14 protein-coding genes and 1 pseudogene are annotated in these 14,670 nt (G+C 57.3%); 4 read left to right on the forward strand and 11 right to left on the reverse strand.

Annotation, left to right across the window (positions count from 1 at the left end; translation table 11 throughout):
* Window positions 1–72: 72 nt before the first annotated feature.
* The 5 genes from VMV64_RS10330 to VMV64_RS10350 are packed head-to-tail and all read right to left on the reverse strand — an operon-like array spanning window position 73 to window position 5,340.
* Complete coding sequence (locus VMV64_RS10330; RefSeq protein ID WP_325329955.1) at window positions 73–780, reverse strand: response regulator; 708 nt, start codon at window positions 778–780, stop codon at window positions 73–75.
* On the reverse strand, window positions 773–1,171 hold the full coding sequence (locus VMV64_RS10335) for a response regulator (RefSeq protein WP_325329957.1): 399 nt from the start codon (window positions 1,169–1,171) through the stop codon (window positions 773–775). The genes VMV64_RS10330 and VMV64_RS10335 overlap by 8 nt, the downstream gene beginning before the upstream one ends.
* 10 nt (window positions 1,172–1,181) lie before the next feature.
* Window positions 1,182–1,997, reverse strand: coding sequence for a response regulator (locus VMV64_RS10340; protein WP_325329959.1), 816 nt, complete (start codon window positions 1,995–1,997; stop codon window positions 1,182–1,184).
* A 6-nt stretch (window positions 1,998–2,003) separates the two neighbouring features.
* On the reverse strand, window positions 2,004–3,299 hold the full coding sequence (locus tag VMV64_RS10345) for a protoglobin domain-containing protein (protein WP_325329961.1): 1,296 nt from the start codon (window positions 3,297–3,299) through the stop codon (window positions 2,004–2,006).
* Window positions 3,300–3,303: 4 nt separating this feature from the next.
* Window positions 3,304–5,340 (reverse strand): glycoside hydrolase family 15 protein, encoded by a 2,037-nt coding sequence (locus VMV64_RS10350; protein ID WP_325329963.1) that lies wholly within the window; start codon window positions 5,338–5,340, stop codon window positions 3,304–3,306.
* Window positions 5,341–5,654: 314 nt separating this feature from the next.
* Here VMV64_RS10350 and VMV64_RS10355 point away from each other — a divergent pair, with 314 nt between their 5' ends.
* Together VMV64_RS10355 and VMV64_RS10360 are read left to right on the forward strand one after the other, a co-directional pair.
* Window positions 5,655–6,269 (forward strand): hypothetical protein, encoded by a 615-nt coding sequence (locus VMV64_RS10355; RefSeq protein WP_325329965.1) that lies wholly within the window; start codon window positions 5,655–5,657, stop codon window positions 6,267–6,269.
* Between the two features lie 23 nt (window positions 6,270–6,292).
* Window positions 6,293–6,814, forward strand: coding sequence for a hypothetical protein (locus VMV64_RS10360; RefSeq protein ID WP_325329967.1), 522 nt, complete (start codon window positions 6,293–6,295; stop codon window positions 6,812–6,814).
* Between the two features lie 93 nt (window positions 6,815–6,907).
* Here the strand turns inward: VMV64_RS10360 and ftsB are convergent, their stop codons facing one another.
* The 4 genes from ftsB to VMV64_RS10380 all read right to left on the reverse strand — a co-directional run bounded on the left by ftsB (window position 6,908) and on the right by VMV64_RS10380 (window position 11,337).
* Window positions 6,908–7,252, reverse strand: a complete 345-nt coding sequence (gene ftsB, locus VMV64_RS10365) for a cell division protein FtsB (protein ID WP_325329969.1) — start codon at window positions 7,250–7,252, stop codon at window positions 6,908–6,910.
* 1 nt (window position 7,253) lies between these two features.
* Window positions 7,254–8,537 carry a phosphopyruvate hydratase gene (gene eno, locus VMV64_RS10370; protein WP_325329971.1) on the reverse strand — a complete coding sequence of 428 codons (1,284 nt, stop codon included), beginning with the start codon at window positions 8,535–8,537 and terminating at the stop codon, window positions 7,254–7,256.
* 305 nt (window positions 8,538–8,842) lie between these two features.
* On the reverse strand, window positions 8,843–9,679 hold the full coding sequence (kdsA, locus tag VMV64_RS10375) for a 3-deoxy-8-phosphooctulonate synthase (protein ID WP_325329973.1): 837 nt from the start codon (window positions 9,677–9,679) through the stop codon (window positions 8,843–8,845).
* Window positions 9,676–11,337: a CTP synthase gene (locus VMV64_RS10380; RefSeq protein ID WP_325329975.1), complete on the reverse strand. Its 1,662-nt coding sequence runs from the start codon at window positions 11,335–11,337 to the stop codon at window positions 9,676–9,678. The genes kdsA and VMV64_RS10380 overlap by 4 nt, the downstream gene beginning before the upstream one ends.
* 159 nt (window positions 11,338–11,496) lie before the next feature.
* On the opposite strand from VMV64_RS10380, the gene VMV64_RS10385 reads away from it, so the two are divergent.
* Window positions 11,497–11,733: a FeoA family protein gene (locus VMV64_RS10385; RefSeq protein ID WP_325329977.1), complete on the forward strand. Its 237-nt coding sequence runs from the start codon at window positions 11,497–11,499 to the stop codon at window positions 11,731–11,733.
* Complete coding sequence (gene feoB / locus VMV64_RS10390; RefSeq protein WP_325329979.1) at window positions 11,733–13,520, forward strand: ferrous iron transport protein B; 1,788 nt, start codon at window positions 11,733–11,735, stop codon at window positions 13,518–13,520. Before VMV64_RS10385 ends, feoB begins: the two co-directional genes overlap by 1 nt.
* Window positions 13,521–13,675: 155 nt before the next feature.
* On the opposite strand, the gene VMV64_RS10395 is transcribed toward feoB, so the two are convergent.
* Both VMV64_RS10395 and VMV64_RS10400 read right to left on the reverse strand, forming a co-directional pair.
* Window positions 13,676–14,446, reverse strand: a complete 771-nt coding sequence (locus tag VMV64_RS10395) for an RNA methyltransferase (RefSeq protein ID WP_325329981.1) — start codon at window positions 14,444–14,446, stop codon at window positions 13,676–13,678.
* 22 nt (window positions 14,447–14,468) lie between these two features.
* Window positions 14,469–14,670 (reverse strand): annotated as a pseudogene (locus tag VMV64_RS10400) (IS4 family transposase); the annotation flags it as partial.

Raw genomic sequence — 14,670 nt, forward strand, 5'->3', positions numbered from 1 at the left:
AATGGCAGAAACCGCGCCGTGCTCGAAAGAAAAGTTTATCCAGTATAGGCAATCCGCCAGTTGTAGCATCGGTCAGCCCACCGCTTCTCTCAGCGTGATCAGCCGCAGCAACGGATGACCCGCCGGATCGAAGACCTCGACCTGCCGCGCATCAAGGGACGAGCGGGTGACCGGTACGCGCAGACTGAATTCGGCAGGCAGGTCACCGCGAACAACCTGGTCTTTTTCTGCCTGCCCTAACAGCTCGGTGAAGTTGAGTACCATCAGGCCTGGCTCCGGAATGCCCAACAGGATCGTGGCCAGCGGCGACATGCCGATAATCCTCCAGGCCGGATCGGTGATTACCACCGCACCGGGGAGTTGGTGGATAATTCCATTCATGCCGAGCTTCGCCAAGGCAAGGCTGGACTGAATTCGCGCCAGCAGCTCCTTCTTGTTGAACGGCTTGCTGATAAAATCGGTCGCGCCGGCTTCGATGCCCCTGATACGCTCCTCCGCCAAGGACAGGGCCGTAACCATGATCACCGGCAAGGCCGCGAATTCCGGGTCATGCCTAATCTCCCGGCATACCTCGTAACCCGTCATGCCCGGCATACGCACGTCCAGCACCATGGCGTCGGGTTTTTCCCGCCGCAGCGTTTCCAGCGCCTCGGGTCCGCTGCCAGCCTCCAGCACCCGGTAGCCGGCATCCTTCAGGATCAGGCGCAGCAACTTCACATTGGGCGGTGCATCGTCCACAACCAGAATCGTCGCACCGGCGGTAAAAACCTCGTCAAGCATGGCCGGTTCTCCTTCCTTCCCGAAGAAAGCGCTCCACCACTTCGGGCAACTTCCGGGTATCGAGCGGCTTGCTCAGATAGCCGTCGAAACCTGCCGCCAGAAAGCGGCTTTCATCGTCTTTCATGGCCTGGGCAGTAATCGCCACCGCCGGCACTTCATCGAATGTCGGGTCTGCCCGGATGGCGCGTATCACGTCCAGGCCACTGCCTTCGCCGAGGCGGATGTCGAGCAGGAGCAGGTCCGGCTTTACGCCCTTAAGCATTTCCAATGCCTGTTCGACACTATTCGCTTCCTGAATGAGATAACGCTTGCCACTGAGAACAACGCGAACCAGCTTGCGGTTGGTTTCATCGTCCTCGACCAGCAATATGGTCTTGGGTTGTTCTTCCATGCCGTCTCCCTCAGCTTTCTCCGCCGGGCAGCTTATCCCTCATGAAAAGCAGGGTGATTGCAGCCAGCAACCGCTCTTCGATAAGCTCGTTATCCTGCATCAGGACAAACTCGATGCCGCCCCCGGTTCGCGCGCGCTCCTCGGGGGTGAAGGCGAAAGGGGTCAAGGCCAGAACCGGGATATTGGCAGTCTCGGGCGTCGCCTTGAGGCCTTCCATCAGAGCAAAGCTATCCATCCCACCGGCCAGCAGATTGGTCACCACCAGATCGGGATGCGCGCATCTGGCGAGGCTGGCCGCCTCCTCTGCACCCAGCGCCTGAATCACCTCGTAACTTTCCTGAGCAAGGATCATGGCGAGCAGATTCAGCTCGTCAGGATCGGAGTGCACCACCATCACCTTGTGACAGGCCACGTTCTCGCCCTCGCGGTGAACGCATCGCCTCAAGGCATGGAGCAATTCGGCGCGTTCCACGGGCTTGACCAGGTATTCCGAAGCACCCAGCCGGAATCCGAATGACTGCCTGTCCAATACCGAAACGATGACCACCGGGATATCGCGGGTGCGCGGGGAAGCCTTCAGCTCGGACAACACCTCCCAGCCGTCAAGGCCCGGAAGCAGGAGATCCAGGGTGATCGCCAGCGGGTGGCACTGGCCGGCCAGCTCCAGCGCACTGACACCATTGTCAGTGACCAGCACATCGTAACCCGCCTGGGTGAGATAAAGCGTCAGGAGTTTTGCCGCCTGCGGGTTGTCTTCCACCACCAGAATGGTGTTGCCGGGATCAGGACGCAGCCCGGTTTCAGAACTGGTGCTCGCACCTTCCATTTCGGTTCATCCCCCCTGATCCTGGACCATAGCACTATCCGTTTTCTGTGAATTCAGCGGCTGCAGGGGCAGCGACACGTGAAAAGTACTGCCCTCGCCGAACTTGCTGTCCAGCCAGATGCGCCCGCCGTGTGCCTCCACCAATCTCTTGGAGAGCGCCAGCCCCAGCCCGGTTCCTTCGTGGCGCCTGGCATGAGAGTCATCCACCTGACTGAATTCGACAAAAATCCGGTCCATGTCCTCCGTGCGCATGCCGATACCGGTATCGGCTACAGCCACGTGCAACTGACTGCCCTCAATCGAACCTGAAATGACCACCCCGCCGCTGTCGGTGAACTTCACCGCGTTGGACAGCAGATTGAACAATATCTGCTTGAAGCGGATCTGGTCGGCGGTGATCAACCCAAGATCGGGCGGCAGGTTCACCTGGATGGAGAGCCCTTTCTTCTCGGCTGCACCACGCAGGGCGGTGACCGTCTCCCGCACCGTCTGCGCGATGGGAAAAGTCTCGTAGAAGAGCTCGAGGCGCCCGGCTTCCACCTTGGCGAGATCCAGCACATCGTTGATCAGCCGCAACAGCAGTTGGCCGGCATTGTGGATATCGCCCAGGTATTCCACCTGGTCGGCGTTGAGCGGCCCTGGAATCAGGTCCTGGAGCACCTCGGTGAAGCCGATGATGGCGTTGAGCGGCGTCCTGAACTCGTGCGACATGTTGGCCAGGAACTGGCTTTTGGCGGCGCTGGCCGCCTCGATCTGCAGGTTGAGTGCCTGCAGCCTCTCCATGGTGTCTGAATAGTGGATCATGTAGCTCTGGATGCCCAGTTGCATGTCCAGGTTCATGATCTTGTCCAGGGCGAGAATATGGTCCACCACCGCCTTCGCGTCATCCGGATAGCGCTCCAGGATCATCGGGTAGAGGATGCGGTGGTAAAGCTGGAATGCGCCGATGAACCAGTGGGGCTCGACATGAATGGCGTTGTGGATGTAACCGATGCGCCAGCGACGGTCGAAATAAGCGGCGTTGTAAGGGCCCTGCACAGCCTGCATCAGGTAGGCTTTTTGCGCTTCGCCCAGGCGGAGGATCATTTCCTCGTCCTTGAACACCTTGCGAGTCGCCTCGAAGGAAAGCATGTGCTCGTAAAAGCGCTTGGCAATTTCATTCAGCCGCTCCTGGAACAACGACTCCAGGTCATGCAGCAGTTCAACGTCCCGCTCGCTGAACATCAGGAACGCCAGCTGCTCCCCGCGGGAAGCCTCGTCGAAAACGGGTGGAATCAAGTCTCCATAGGGTTGTTCCGACATGCCATCACCTCCAGTCCGTACCGGCCACGACGGGGTGCGGCCGCGACTCATGGCCGCTCAGCACCTGCGCCTTCTCGATATAATCCAGCACCGCCGCCACCAGCGTCGCATGGCTCCAGGTCAGGGGAGAGACCGAAATAAAATCGCCGCTTTCCGGGTGCACCTGCTCCGGCAGAACCCCGGACGGAAGCGCCCGTTCGGCGGCCCACATGAGCAGGGGCAGTGCCTGCTCCAGAGCCTTGCGGTTACGGGCCGCCGCGATGCGGTACTGGGCAAGCCACAGGGTGCAGACCAGCCACGGATTACCCGGCACGCCTTCGCGGTCCAGCGCCCGCTGATAGCTGTCGCCCTCATAGCGTGCCAGGCCGCCGCTGCCCGCCTTTACCCAAAGCCGCTCCTCCACCGCCTGGACGGTTCGCACCACCCGTTCGTCCAGGGGATCGTAGCCGCCGAAAATAACCAGCCCGAGAAGGCTCGAGTCGACCGTCGTATCCCTGGTCTGAACACCGTCATCTAACAGGATGCCGCGCGCAAAGCGGCCTTCACGCTGGCAGTAGAGATGCTGGTCGAGAGCGGCCTTGACCTCCATGGCGCCGGTCATATAGGCATTCACCCGCTCATCATCCTGGAACAGGGTTGCCAGGTTGGCGGCCGCTTTCAGGCCACCGATCACGGTCGCCGTGGTGAAGGTAAAAATACCCCGCCGTTCTTCCCACAAGTCATAGGAAGGCAGTGGCAAGTTGGTCTTGTCGTCGCGAAAACCCAGCAGGAAATCGGCGGCCCGCTCCACGAAAGGGCTGTAAATGGGGCGGATCGCCTCGATATCGCGATGAACCCGGTAATGGCTCCAGATCGCCCAGATCACCAGGGCGGTTTCATCCTCCTGGATCGGCAACAGCATTTCCCCGTCCTGCAGCCAGGGCTGCCAGGAACTGCCCACCGAACCGTCCGGGTTGTACTTGTGCATGAGGAAACCGGTCTCGGCCAGAATGCTGGCGGAGTAATTGTAGTTGACCGCTTTTTGCGTACAAAATTCCAAAAACCGCCGGCTCATCCTCCCATACCCGGCGCGGTCCAGTGCCTCGGAAACAATGGCGCCGTCCCGCGGCCAGACATAGCTGTAGGTATCCTGGTTGAACTGGCGGATATCGGTGTCGTTGGCCGCAATCACCGCCCCGCCCCGGTCGATCTGGGTGCGCAGGATCAGCAGGCTGCGCCGGTAGCGCTCCACCAGCAGCGTGGGCAGGCCGTAATAATCCTTTTCCCCGGCCAGGATCCAGCGCCGCCAGTAGTCGATGTTGCGCTCGATCAGTCGGTCCGGCCCGATCTGGGTCACCAGCCGATGCAGCTCTTCGACTTCGCGGTAGTTTTCCCCCACCGCCATCCAGTAGTGGCAGACCGCTTCCTGGCCGGCGGCGATCGAGAGATGGATGCCAATCACCGAATCCACCGAACCTTGGGCAATAGGGTTGCCGCCCAGAATGCCGTTTTCCGCATCGCGCCAGGTACCCTCCAGCCCCCGGTGCCGCTTGGTTCCGGTGGCGAAATGGGTCACCCCCAGCGTGGTCTCCGTCGCGCAGCTCATCAGGAAATAGCGCGGCCCCTTGTAGTGGATCAGGCAGGCGTTCTTGGGGTCGAAAAAAACCGTGTCGCCGATTTCGTTTTCCATCGCATTGAGATCGGTATGGAAGAAAATCCGCGGCGCCAACGGGCGCGAAGACAGATTCTGCACCCGCACTCGCCGCACCAGGATGTTCTTTTCATAATCGATGGCATCGTTGAAATAAAGCCGTAGCGGCAGGCGTGCATGGGATGCGGTGACCGCGGTGACCAGCGCGTCGGACACGTAATCGCGCTGAAGAACCCAGCTATCGCGGTTGAGCCAGGAAAACTCCCCCTCCAGCCACACGCCGAACCGCCAGGGATAACCGAGCGCATGGTTTTCCTTGCCGACGCGCGGATAGTAGAAATCGCGAATCTGGTAATCGAAATCGAAAGCGGCAAGCAATGTACCGTTGCCGATAGGCAGGTCGCGCGGCATGGGTATCACCCAAGGGTTTGATGACTTTTTAATATAGATCAAATGAAACAGATTGGCCGTCAGAGCGGACTTGATTCCGACAAGCGTAAACTCAGGGTGTGTTGCAAATTGCCAGGGCGCAAGCGAACCGGCTATTGCGTCTTATCTGCTTGTGGGAGGCCCGTAATAAATCTATGATGCTGGAATGGTTTTAACGGGAATGTATCCGTAGCCCCCCGTGTTACTTGGACGGGTAGCGCATGTAAACCCCATGTCTGGGATGTGCCACAACCGGTTACTTCAAAAACCACAAAATTGCGGGCCCCTCTTTAATCATGACAACGCCCATTTTCATCGACAGTTGCGCTTGGAACTACCTATTCGTCCATCATATTGATCTAGCGGTAGAGTTGCCGCGCGAAGAGTTCGCGCTTGCTGTCACCAGCGAAGTGAAAATTGAAATCGAAAGTATTCCGGATGGCAAAGATAAGTGCCCCTTAAAGATTTATATCGCGAATAGTTTCGCGGCAAACAAAGTTCAAATAACATATGTGTTCGGGTTTGCAACTCACGAGCCCGACGGTAGCCTATCAAAAATCCAAACGAACGGCGGTTTCGGTCAAGGCACCTTTCAATCTAAGAAGGATAGAGCATGGTATGCGTCGGAGGCTGTAAAGCAACTTTTGATCAAGAATAAAAAGAAAAAATCTGGGTTAGGTCCGAATCAAGCCGACGCTTCAATGGCCATACGATCGCTTGATCCAAATTCCATTGTTCTAACCAATGAAAATAAGACGCAAATAAATAAACAATCCGGGCTCCTTCAGATGACGGCTAAACAAGGTGGGCGAATTGTATTTTTGCGTGACGAGGTTGAGCCGAGCGGTCTTTCGTTAGGGGATTATCTAAGAACAATGCTTCGAAGATTCCCAACGGGCACTATCAACTAATCCAGAGCATCTATGGAGGGAGTATGTTCTCAGCAATGCTTAACCTGCTTAAACGAAAAGAGCATCCCAAAGGATACCCAAAATATAGCGCTAAAGAGTTTGAGAAGTTTTTTGCGCTAGACAAAGAACAATCCAAAAAATTGGAGAGTGACTATCTATTGCTTCTTCAATTTGACAATAAATCTGATTTTTCTGAGCTGGCATTTGGTGCGGGACGTGATCTTTTTAAATTGTCTACCTCGCTTGCCAGTCGGTATGGCGTTCCGAAAACACGTGCCGGTGCTGTTGCTCATTTTTTTGCAAATATCACCACAACGCGGAATGATCAAATCAGCAAGCAGAAACTTGGCATTTCGACATGTATTTGGAAAACAAGTGTTTGTGGGATGCGAAAAAACGACCCAAATATTTCGCACGTTTCTCTGTCCGGGCAGGCATATAACGTCAATACTGGTCTGCTTGTGGACGGTAATTACTTACTGCCTGGCGTGGCATTGGGATGTACATGCAACGGGCGATCAGTTATTCCCGGATTTGATGACTGAGCAAGGCGTTGGTTAGGGTAACGAAATAACCTCTTCCCAGTGCCCAGATTTGTCCGAACCGGCGAGCCGGCGAGCCGGCAACGTCATATTCCCCTAGGGCTTGGCCGCATCCAACCGCGGTGCGTCTTTCTTCTTCGCCTCAGGCTGCGCACGTGCCGCCGGCTTCGGCTCTTCCAGCACCTGGAAAAAAATCTCGTCGCGCTTGACCATGCCCAGTTCGCTGCGGGCGCGCTCCTCGATGGCGTCGTAGCCTTGCTTGAGGTCGCGCACTTCGGCATCGAGAGAGGCGTTGCGCGCTCTCAGTTTCTGGTTGACTTCCTTCTGTTGCGTGGCTGCATGGTCGACCTCCCATACCCGCAGCCAACTGCCCTTCCCCAGCCACAAGGGATATTGAAGCGCGGCAATCAGTGCGACGAAGATCAGGGTCAGCCAGCGCATGTCAGCTTAGTTGGTAAAAAGCCTCTCGCCCCGCGTAGTTCGCCGCGTCGCCCAGTTCTTCCTCGATCCGCAGCAGCTGGTTGTACTTGGCGATGCGTTCGGAACGGCTGAGCGAGCCGGTTTTGATTTGCATGGCATTGGTGGCCACGGCGATATCGGCGATGGTGGTGTCTTCGGTTTCGCCCGAACGGTGCGAAATCACCGAGGTGTAACCGGCTTGCTTGGCCATTTCGATGGCGGCGAAGGTTTCGGTCAGCGTTCCGATCTGGTTGACCTTGATCAGAATGGAATTGGCGACGCCTTTGCGGATGCCTTCGCGCAGGATTTTGGTGTTGGTCACGAACAGGTCGTCCCCCACCAGCTGGATCGATTTGCCCAGACGGTCGGTCAGGAGTTTCCAACCGTCCCAGTCGAATTCGCTCATGCCGTCTTCGATGCTGAGGATCGGGTATTTGTCGGTCCAGGCGGCGAGGTAATCGGTAAACTGGGCAGAGCTCAGTTCCAGGTTGTCGGCCTTGAGGATGTATTTGCCGTCCTTGTAGAACTCGGAGCTGGCGCAATCCAGGCCGATCACCACGTCGGAGCCCGGCAGGTAGCCTGCCGTTTCAATGGCTTCCATGATCAGTTGCAGCGCTTCCTCGTTGGAGGAAAGCTGGGGGGCGAAGCCGCCCTCGTCGCCCACGGTCGTGGCCAGGCCGCGCTTGGCCAGGATGCTTTTCAGGGTGTGGAAAATTTCGGCGCCGCAGCGGATCGCTTCGCGGAAATTGGCGCTACCCACCGGGATGATCATGAATTCCTGTATGTCCGAGCTGTTGCTGGCATGCGCGCCGCCGTTGATGATGTTCATCATCGGCACGGGCAAATTCTTGGGCCCGGCACCGCCCAGATAGCGATAAAGCGGCAGGCCGGATTCCTCAGCGGCGGCCTTCGCCACAGCCAGCGACACGGAGAGCAGCGCATTGGCACCCAACCGGCTCTTGTTGTCGGTGCCGTCCAGTTCGATCAGGGTACGGTCGATAAAAGTTTGCTCTTCGGCATCCAGGCCGATGATCGCTTCGCAGATTTCGGTGTTCACGTTTTCGACGGCCTTCAGCACGCCCTTGCCGAAATAGCGCTGCTTGTCGCCATCACGCAATTCAACCGCTTCCTTGCTCCCGGTGGAGGCACCGGAAGGTACTGCAGCCCGCCCGATGATGCCGGACTCGAGCAGTACGTCGGTTTCTATGGTCGGGTTACCGCGGGAATCCAGAATCTCTCGAGCGATCACGTCTACAATTGCACTCATTTCTTTTCCTTATTTTTAGCTCACAGCTTATTAAATTTATTAAAAATCGTAAAAAATGAAACATTTTGTTTGGCGCTTAACCGCTGTCATGTAGGTTGGGTTAGGCGCGGCTTTTTGCGTCGTAACCCAACAAACCCAATCTTCACCAAAAGTAGGCGCCTCTAGGCGACACCGACGGATGGGCTGCACACACCAACACCGACGTTTAGGAGGATGATTGGGTTTGTTGGGTTACGCGATAAAGCCGCTAACCCAACCTACATGACTAGCTCTCCCCCTACATAACATAATAACTATGCTGGGTTTCAGCATTCCTGCTCGGCGAATCCTTGTTTCTTTACCAGCGCATCCAATTGTTTCAGGGTTTCGAGCAGGCCGCGAATTTTGTCCAGAGGCCAGGCATTCGGTCCGTCGGACAATGCCAGGTCGGGATTGGGATGGGTTTCCATGAACAGGCCGGAAATTCCGCTGGCGACCGCTGCCCTGGCCAGTACCGGCACAAACTCGCGCTGTCCGCCGCTTTTGTCGCCCTGCCCGCCGGGAAGCTGCACCGAATGAGTCGCGTCGAACACGACCGGGCAACCGGTTTCGCGCATGACCATCAGGGAGCGCATGTCGGAAACCAGGTTGTTGTAGCCGAACGATACGCCGCGCTCGCAAACCATGATGTTGTCCTGGCCGCTCGCCTCCCGAGCTTTTTCGACGACGTTTTTCATGTCCCAGGGGGCGAGGAACTGCCCCTTTTTGATGTTGACCGGCTTGCCCGCGCTTGCTGCCGCATGGATGAAGTCGGTCTGGCGGCACAGGAAGGCGGGGGTTTGCAGCACATCCACCACCGCCGCAACCGGCGCGATCTCCTCGATGGCATGCACGTCGGTCAGGACGGGCACTTTGATCTGGCGTTTTACCTCATCCAGGATATTAAGACCATCATCCATCCCTTTGCCGCGAAAGGATTTTGATGAACTTCTGTTGGCCTTGTCGTAGGAGGATTTATAGATGAAATTGATGCCCAAGTCAGCGCAAATCTCTTTCAGCGCACCGGCGGTATCCAGCGCCATCTGTCTGGATTCGATCACGCAGGGGCCGGCGATCAGGAATAGGGGCTGATCCAGACCGACTTCAAAACCGCAGAGCTTCATTTTACTTCCTTCTGTGTGCCGCCCAAGGCATTCAGGGCATGCTGCCGTACCGCCGCTTCCACGTAGGACTTGAACAGCGGATGACCATCGCGCGGGGTGGAAGTGAATTCAGGATGGAACTGGCAGGCGACGAACCAGGGGTGGTCGGGCAGTTCGATCATCTCGCACAGGTCTTCTCCGCCCACTGACCGGCCGCTTACCCGCAGACCCGCCTGCTCCAGCTGGGGCAGCAAGCCATTGTTGACCTCATAGCGATGGCGATGCCGCTCGGTAATCCGGTCGGCACCATAAATTTTTCGCGCCAGCGAATCGGGTTGGAGCTGGCATTCCTGGCCACCCAGACGCATGGTTCCGCCCAGATCGGAATTGGCATCGCGCACTTCGATACTGCCGTCGGGTGCGCGCCATTCGTTGATCAGTCCAACCACCGGATACGGGGTGTCCGGCTCGAACTCGGTGCTGTGCGCGCCCGCCATGCCGGCTTTGTCACGAGCGTACTCGATCACTGCCAGCTGCATGCCGAGGCAAATACCCAAGTAAGGCACGCGCTTCTCTCTAGCATAGCGGATCGCCGCAATCTTGCCTTCCACGCCGCGCTTGCCGAAGCCGCCTGGAACCAGAATAGCATCCATGCCTTCAAGGGCCCCAGTGCCGCTGGTTTCCAGCGACTCGGAATCGATGTAATGAATTTTGATCTTGCTCAGGGTGTGTATGCCGGCGTGTATCAGCGATTCCGACAGGGACTTGTAGGACTCGGTCAGATCCACGTATTTGCCGACCAGGGCGATGTCCACGCTGTGTTGTGGGTGTTCCAGAGCAAAGACCAGACTTTCCCACTTGCTCAGATTCGCCGGCGGCGGCGACAATTCAAGCTTCTTGCAGACGATCTCGTCCAGCCCCTGCTGATGGAGCAGGCCGGGAATTTTATAGATGCAGTCCACATCCACGGCGGAAATAACCGCCTTTTCTTCAACATTGGTAAACAGGGCGATCTTGCGCCGTTCGTCATCCGGCAGATGCCTATCGGCACGGCACAGCAGCACGTCGGGCTGGATACCGATTTCGCGCAGCTCCTTCACCGAATGCTGGGTCGGCTTGGTCTTGATTTCCCCCGCCGAGGCGATGTAGGGTACCAGCGTGAGATGAACGTAGCAGGTGTTGTTGCGCCCCAGTTGCACGCCCATCTGACGGATGGCCTCGAGGAAGGGCAGAGACTCGATGTCGCCCACGGTGCCGCCGATTTCGATAATCGCGACTTCCGCATCCCCTGCCCCGAGATGAACGAAATTCTTGATTTCGTCGGTGATATGAGGAATCACCTGCACCGTCCCGCCCAGATAATCGCCGCGACGCTCTTTCTTGATCACGCTTTCATAGATCTGGCCGGTGGTGAAGTTGTTGCTCTTCTTCATCTTCACCTGGGCGAAGCGCTCGTAATGCCCCAGATCGAGATCGGTTTCCGCGCCATCCTCGGTGACGAATACCTCACCGTGCTGAAACGGGCTCATGGTGCCTGGATCGACGTTGATATAGGGGTCAAGCTTGAGGAGGGTGACCTTGATGCCGCGGGTTTCGAGAATAGCGGCAAGAGAGGCGGCAGCGATGCCTTTTCCAAGAGAGGAAACGACCCCGCCTGTGATGAAAACGAATTTGGTCATTTGGGAGCAGAATTGAGCACAAGACGGGGTCAAATTGTAGCGCAAAACGGGTTTCACATAAAGCTAAACATACGTTAAACAAGTTTCATAAAACGTTTTGCAAACGCCGGAGGGTATGGCATAATAAGAACAATTCTCATTAAACAAAGTCTAAAAAGCATGACGACCGTCAACCTGGAAACTCTCAAAGCCGGTGAAACTGCCACTATCGCTGCGGTGCATACCGACCGCGCGCTGTCCTATCGCCTTGCGGCGCTGGGCTTCCGCATCGGGAAACGCATCGAAGTCATCCGCCATGGCCGTTTTTCCGGCCCGCTGCACGTCCGCATCGGTGCTACCGACATCATGCTGCGCAAAAAAGAGGCGCAGAAAATAGAGGTTCAAACGCTCGCCTGATGAAACGCGTCGCCCTGGTGGGCATGCCGAACACCGGCAAATCCACGTTCTTTAATCGCGCCACCGGTGCTTCGGCCCGGGTCGGCAACTGGCCGGGCATCACCGTCGACCTGCTCGGCGCCAAGCTGCTGCTCGCCGGCGAGATGGTCGAACTGGTTGACCTGCCCGGCATCTATGACCTGCACGGCTTCTCCGACGACGAACAGGTCGTGCGCCATTTCCTGGAGAACAATCCGGTCGATCTGGTCGTCATCATCCTCAACGCTACCCAGATCGAGCGCCAGCTCAGCCTTGCCCTGCAGATCAAGCAGCTGTGCCTGCCTGCCGTGCTGCTGCTGAACATGGCCGACGAAGCCCAAAAATTCGGCATCAGCATCGACGCCGAAAAAATGTCGACCTCACTGGAGATGCCCGTCGTCATGCTCAGCGCCAAATATGGCAACGGCTATCAGGGCGCGCATCAGATCATTACCCGGGCCATTCAAAACAGTACGCCGGTCCCGCCTGAAAAGCTGCAAGTCCTGCTGGCGGCCGACGACCAGATCGAAACCGACATGGAAGCCGTGCTCAAGCAAACCGTCCAGGTGCCGGTCCATCTGTCGGACAATCTGACCACCCAGCTCGATCGCCTCATGCTCCACCCTTGGCTCGGACTGCCGCTGTTCTTCCTGATCATGTATTTGCTGTTCCAGGCCATCTTCCTGCTCGGCAAGCCCTTGCAGGACGGCGTCGGATGGCTGCTGGAAGCATTCAAGCAGGATGCGCTGGAGCCCATGCTGGCGGGTCTGCCGGCGGCGCTGCACGGCCTGCTGATCGAGGGCATCTACAACGGCGTGGGCACCGTAGCCACTTTCGTGCCCATCATTGTTCTGTTCTTCCTGTTCATGGCGCTGGTGGAGGACAGCGGCTACCTGTCGCGCGCCGCGTTCCTGATGGATGCGCTGATGGCCAAGCTGGGCCTGGACGGGCGCAGCTTCGTCATGATGCTGCTCGGCTTCGGCTGCAACGTTCCCGCGCTGATGGGCACGCGGGTAATGCGCTCGCGCAGCCTGCGCCTGCTGACCATGCTGGTGATCCCGTTTTCGCTGTGTTCGGCGCGGCTGCAGGTCTTCGTCTTCATCACTGCGGCGATCTTTTCTCCCAAGGCAGCGCCGCTGGTGCTTTTCAGCCTGTACCTGTTCAGCTTTGCCGCCGCCTTCACCACCGCGTTGCTCTTCAAAAGCCGCTTCCAGAACAACGAACCGTTCATCCTCGAATTGCCGCCCTACCGCTTCCCCACCCTGCGCCAGATGGTTCTGCGCGGCTGGCACGAAGTCCGCCATTTCCTCAGCCGCGCCAGCAAGTTCATCATCGCCGGTGTGGTGCTGGTGTGGCTGCTGACGCATTTTCCCCAGAACGTGGCGCCGGGCAGTATCGACACCTGGGCCGGCATGATCGGCCATTTCATGGAACCGGTGCTCGCACCCATCGGCATCGACCAGCACCTCGCCATCGCCCTGATTTTCGGTTTTGTCGCCAAGGAAATCGTGGTCGGGTCGCTGGCGGTGATCTACGGCCTCGAAGGATCGGCCCTGACCGGCATGATGGCGCAGCAGCTGGATTGGGTGCAGGCTTACAGCTTCATGCTGTTCACCCTGGTTTACACGCCCTGCCTGTCCACCATCGCCACGATCCGCAGCGAATCGAAGAGCATCCCCTACACTTCGTTCGCCGTTGCCTTTCCTCTGGGGCTGGCGTGGCTGTTGAGCTTTACCTTTTACCAGACAGCCAGGGCATTGGGTTATTAACTCTATAAAAAGCAGTTCAGCCACGGATTAACACAGATTATCAATGAGTTATCTTTCTCCTCTTGCGCACCTTTTTGGTGAATAGCCAATCTGCATCAACACATTGTTTTATCTGTGGTAATCCGTGTTAATCCGTGGCTAACTGAGGTTTTGGGTTAACAAGTCTGGCGGACCCGCTCGAAAAAGCAGATAGCCGCCGCGGCGGCGGCATTCAGCGACTCGGCCGCTCCCGGCATGGGGATCATGACCCTGCTGTCGGACGCTTCCAGCAAATCCTCCGAAATCCCCGCCCCTTCGTTGCCGATGACAAATGCCGTCGGGCCGCTCATATCAAGGCTAAACAGTGTCTTTTTGGCGCCTAAGGTCGTCGCAACCACTTGCCCCGGAAAACCCCGCGCAGCGGCCACCAGATCGCTGTTTTCATGAATAGACAAATGAAAATGGGCGCCCATGCCCGCCCTGAGCACCTTGGGCGACCAGGCATCGGCACATCCCGGCGACAAATGAATCCGTCCGATTCCGGCAGCGGCGGCGGATCGCAGGATAGAACCCAGGTTGCCGGGATCCTGGACATCTTCGAGCAGTACGCAGCAATCGACTTCCCCTTCGGCTGGCTGCGGAATCCGGATCAACGCGACGATTCCGGTCGGCGTGTCCACGGTTGAGATATCCCGAAATAATTCATCCCCCAGGACGATCAAATTTTGCGGCGGTACTGTTTGGAGAAAATCTCGTATTTCCGGATGATCCTGTGCGGTGACGGAAACCATGACCGCTTCGGCCAAGCCGCCTGCCTGATGATAGGCGGCGACCAGATGAATGCCGTCCAGCAGGGTTTTGCCGGCTTTCTTGCGCTCTTTTGACGAAGCGGCAAGTTTTCTGGTGCTTTTAAGCAGTGGGTTTTCTCTTGAGGTAATTGTTTTCATACTTGGTAACAGTAGTGTCCGGTTAAAAGTCGAACAAATTTAGTTGGTTATAAAAGTCCGTCGGATCTGGGAACTGCCCACTGCCTGCGAAGGCTTGTGATAGCTGGGTTTTCTCAAAAACAGACACCGATAAAATCTGTAGCAAAGAGTAGAGAGAGGCATCAAGTTGCAGCTCCTTTTTGACAATGGCAATCAGTACGTAAGTGGCGACGGCGCACCAGATT

The sequence above is a fragment of the Sulfuricella sp. genome, from assembly GCF_035531155.1.
Classification (GTDB): domain Bacteria; phylum Pseudomonadota; class Gammaproteobacteria; order Burkholderiales; family Sulfuricellaceae; genus Sulfuricella.

Excerpts from the sequence above, each read along its gene's own strand:
- VMV64_RS10330 (WP_325329955.1), bottom strand. The coding sequence starts at position 780 with ATGCTTGACGAGGTTTTTACCGCCGGTGCGACGATTCTGGTTGTGGAC.
- VMV64_RS10335 (WP_325329957.1), bottom strand. The coding sequence starts at position 1,171 with ATGGAAGAACAACCCAAGACCATATTGCTGGTCGAGGACGATGAAACC.
- VMV64_RS10340 (WP_325329959.1), bottom strand. The coding sequence starts at position 1,997 with ATGGAAGGTGCGAGCACCAGTTCTGAAACCGGGCTGCGTCCTGATCCC.
- VMV64_RS10345 (WP_325329961.1), bottom strand. The coding sequence starts at position 3,299 with ATGTCGGAACAACCCTATGGAGACTTGATTCCACCCGTTTTCGACGAG.
- VMV64_RS10350 (WP_325329963.1), bottom strand. The coding sequence starts at position 5,340 with ATGCCGCGCGACCTGCCTATCGGCAACGGTACATTGCTTGCCGCTTTC.
- VMV64_RS10355 (WP_325329965.1), top strand. The coding sequence starts at position 5,655 with ATGACAACGCCCATTTTCATCGACAGTTGCGCTTGGAACTACCTATTC.
- VMV64_RS10360 (WP_325329967.1), top strand. The coding sequence starts at position 6,293 with ATGTTCTCAGCAATGCTTAACCTGCTTAAACGAAAAGAGCATCCCAAA.
- ftsB (WP_325329969.1), bottom strand. The coding sequence starts at position 7,252 with ATGCGCTGGCTGACCCTGATCTTCGTCGCACTGATTGCCGCGCTTCAA.
- eno (WP_325329971.1), bottom strand. The coding sequence starts at position 8,537 with ATGAGTGCAATTGTAGACGTGATCGCTCGAGAGATTCTGGATTCCCGC.
- kdsA (WP_325329973.1), bottom strand. The coding sequence starts at position 9,679 with ATGAAGCTCTGCGGTTTTGAAGTCGGTCTGGATCAGCCCCTATTCCTG.
- VMV64_RS10380 (WP_325329975.1), bottom strand. The coding sequence starts at position 11,337 with ATGACCAAATTCGTTTTCATCACAGGCGGGGTCGTTTCCTCTCTTGGA.
- VMV64_RS10385 (WP_325329977.1), top strand. The coding sequence starts at position 11,497 with ATGACGACCGTCAACCTGGAAACTCTCAAAGCCGGTGAAACTGCCACT.
- feoB (WP_325329979.1), top strand. The coding sequence starts at position 11,733 with ATGAAACGCGTCGCCCTGGTGGGCATGCCGAACACCGGCAAATCCACG.
- VMV64_RS10395 (WP_325329981.1), bottom strand. The coding sequence starts at position 14,446 with ATGAAAACAATTACCTCAAGAGAAAACCCACTGCTTAAAAGCACCAGA.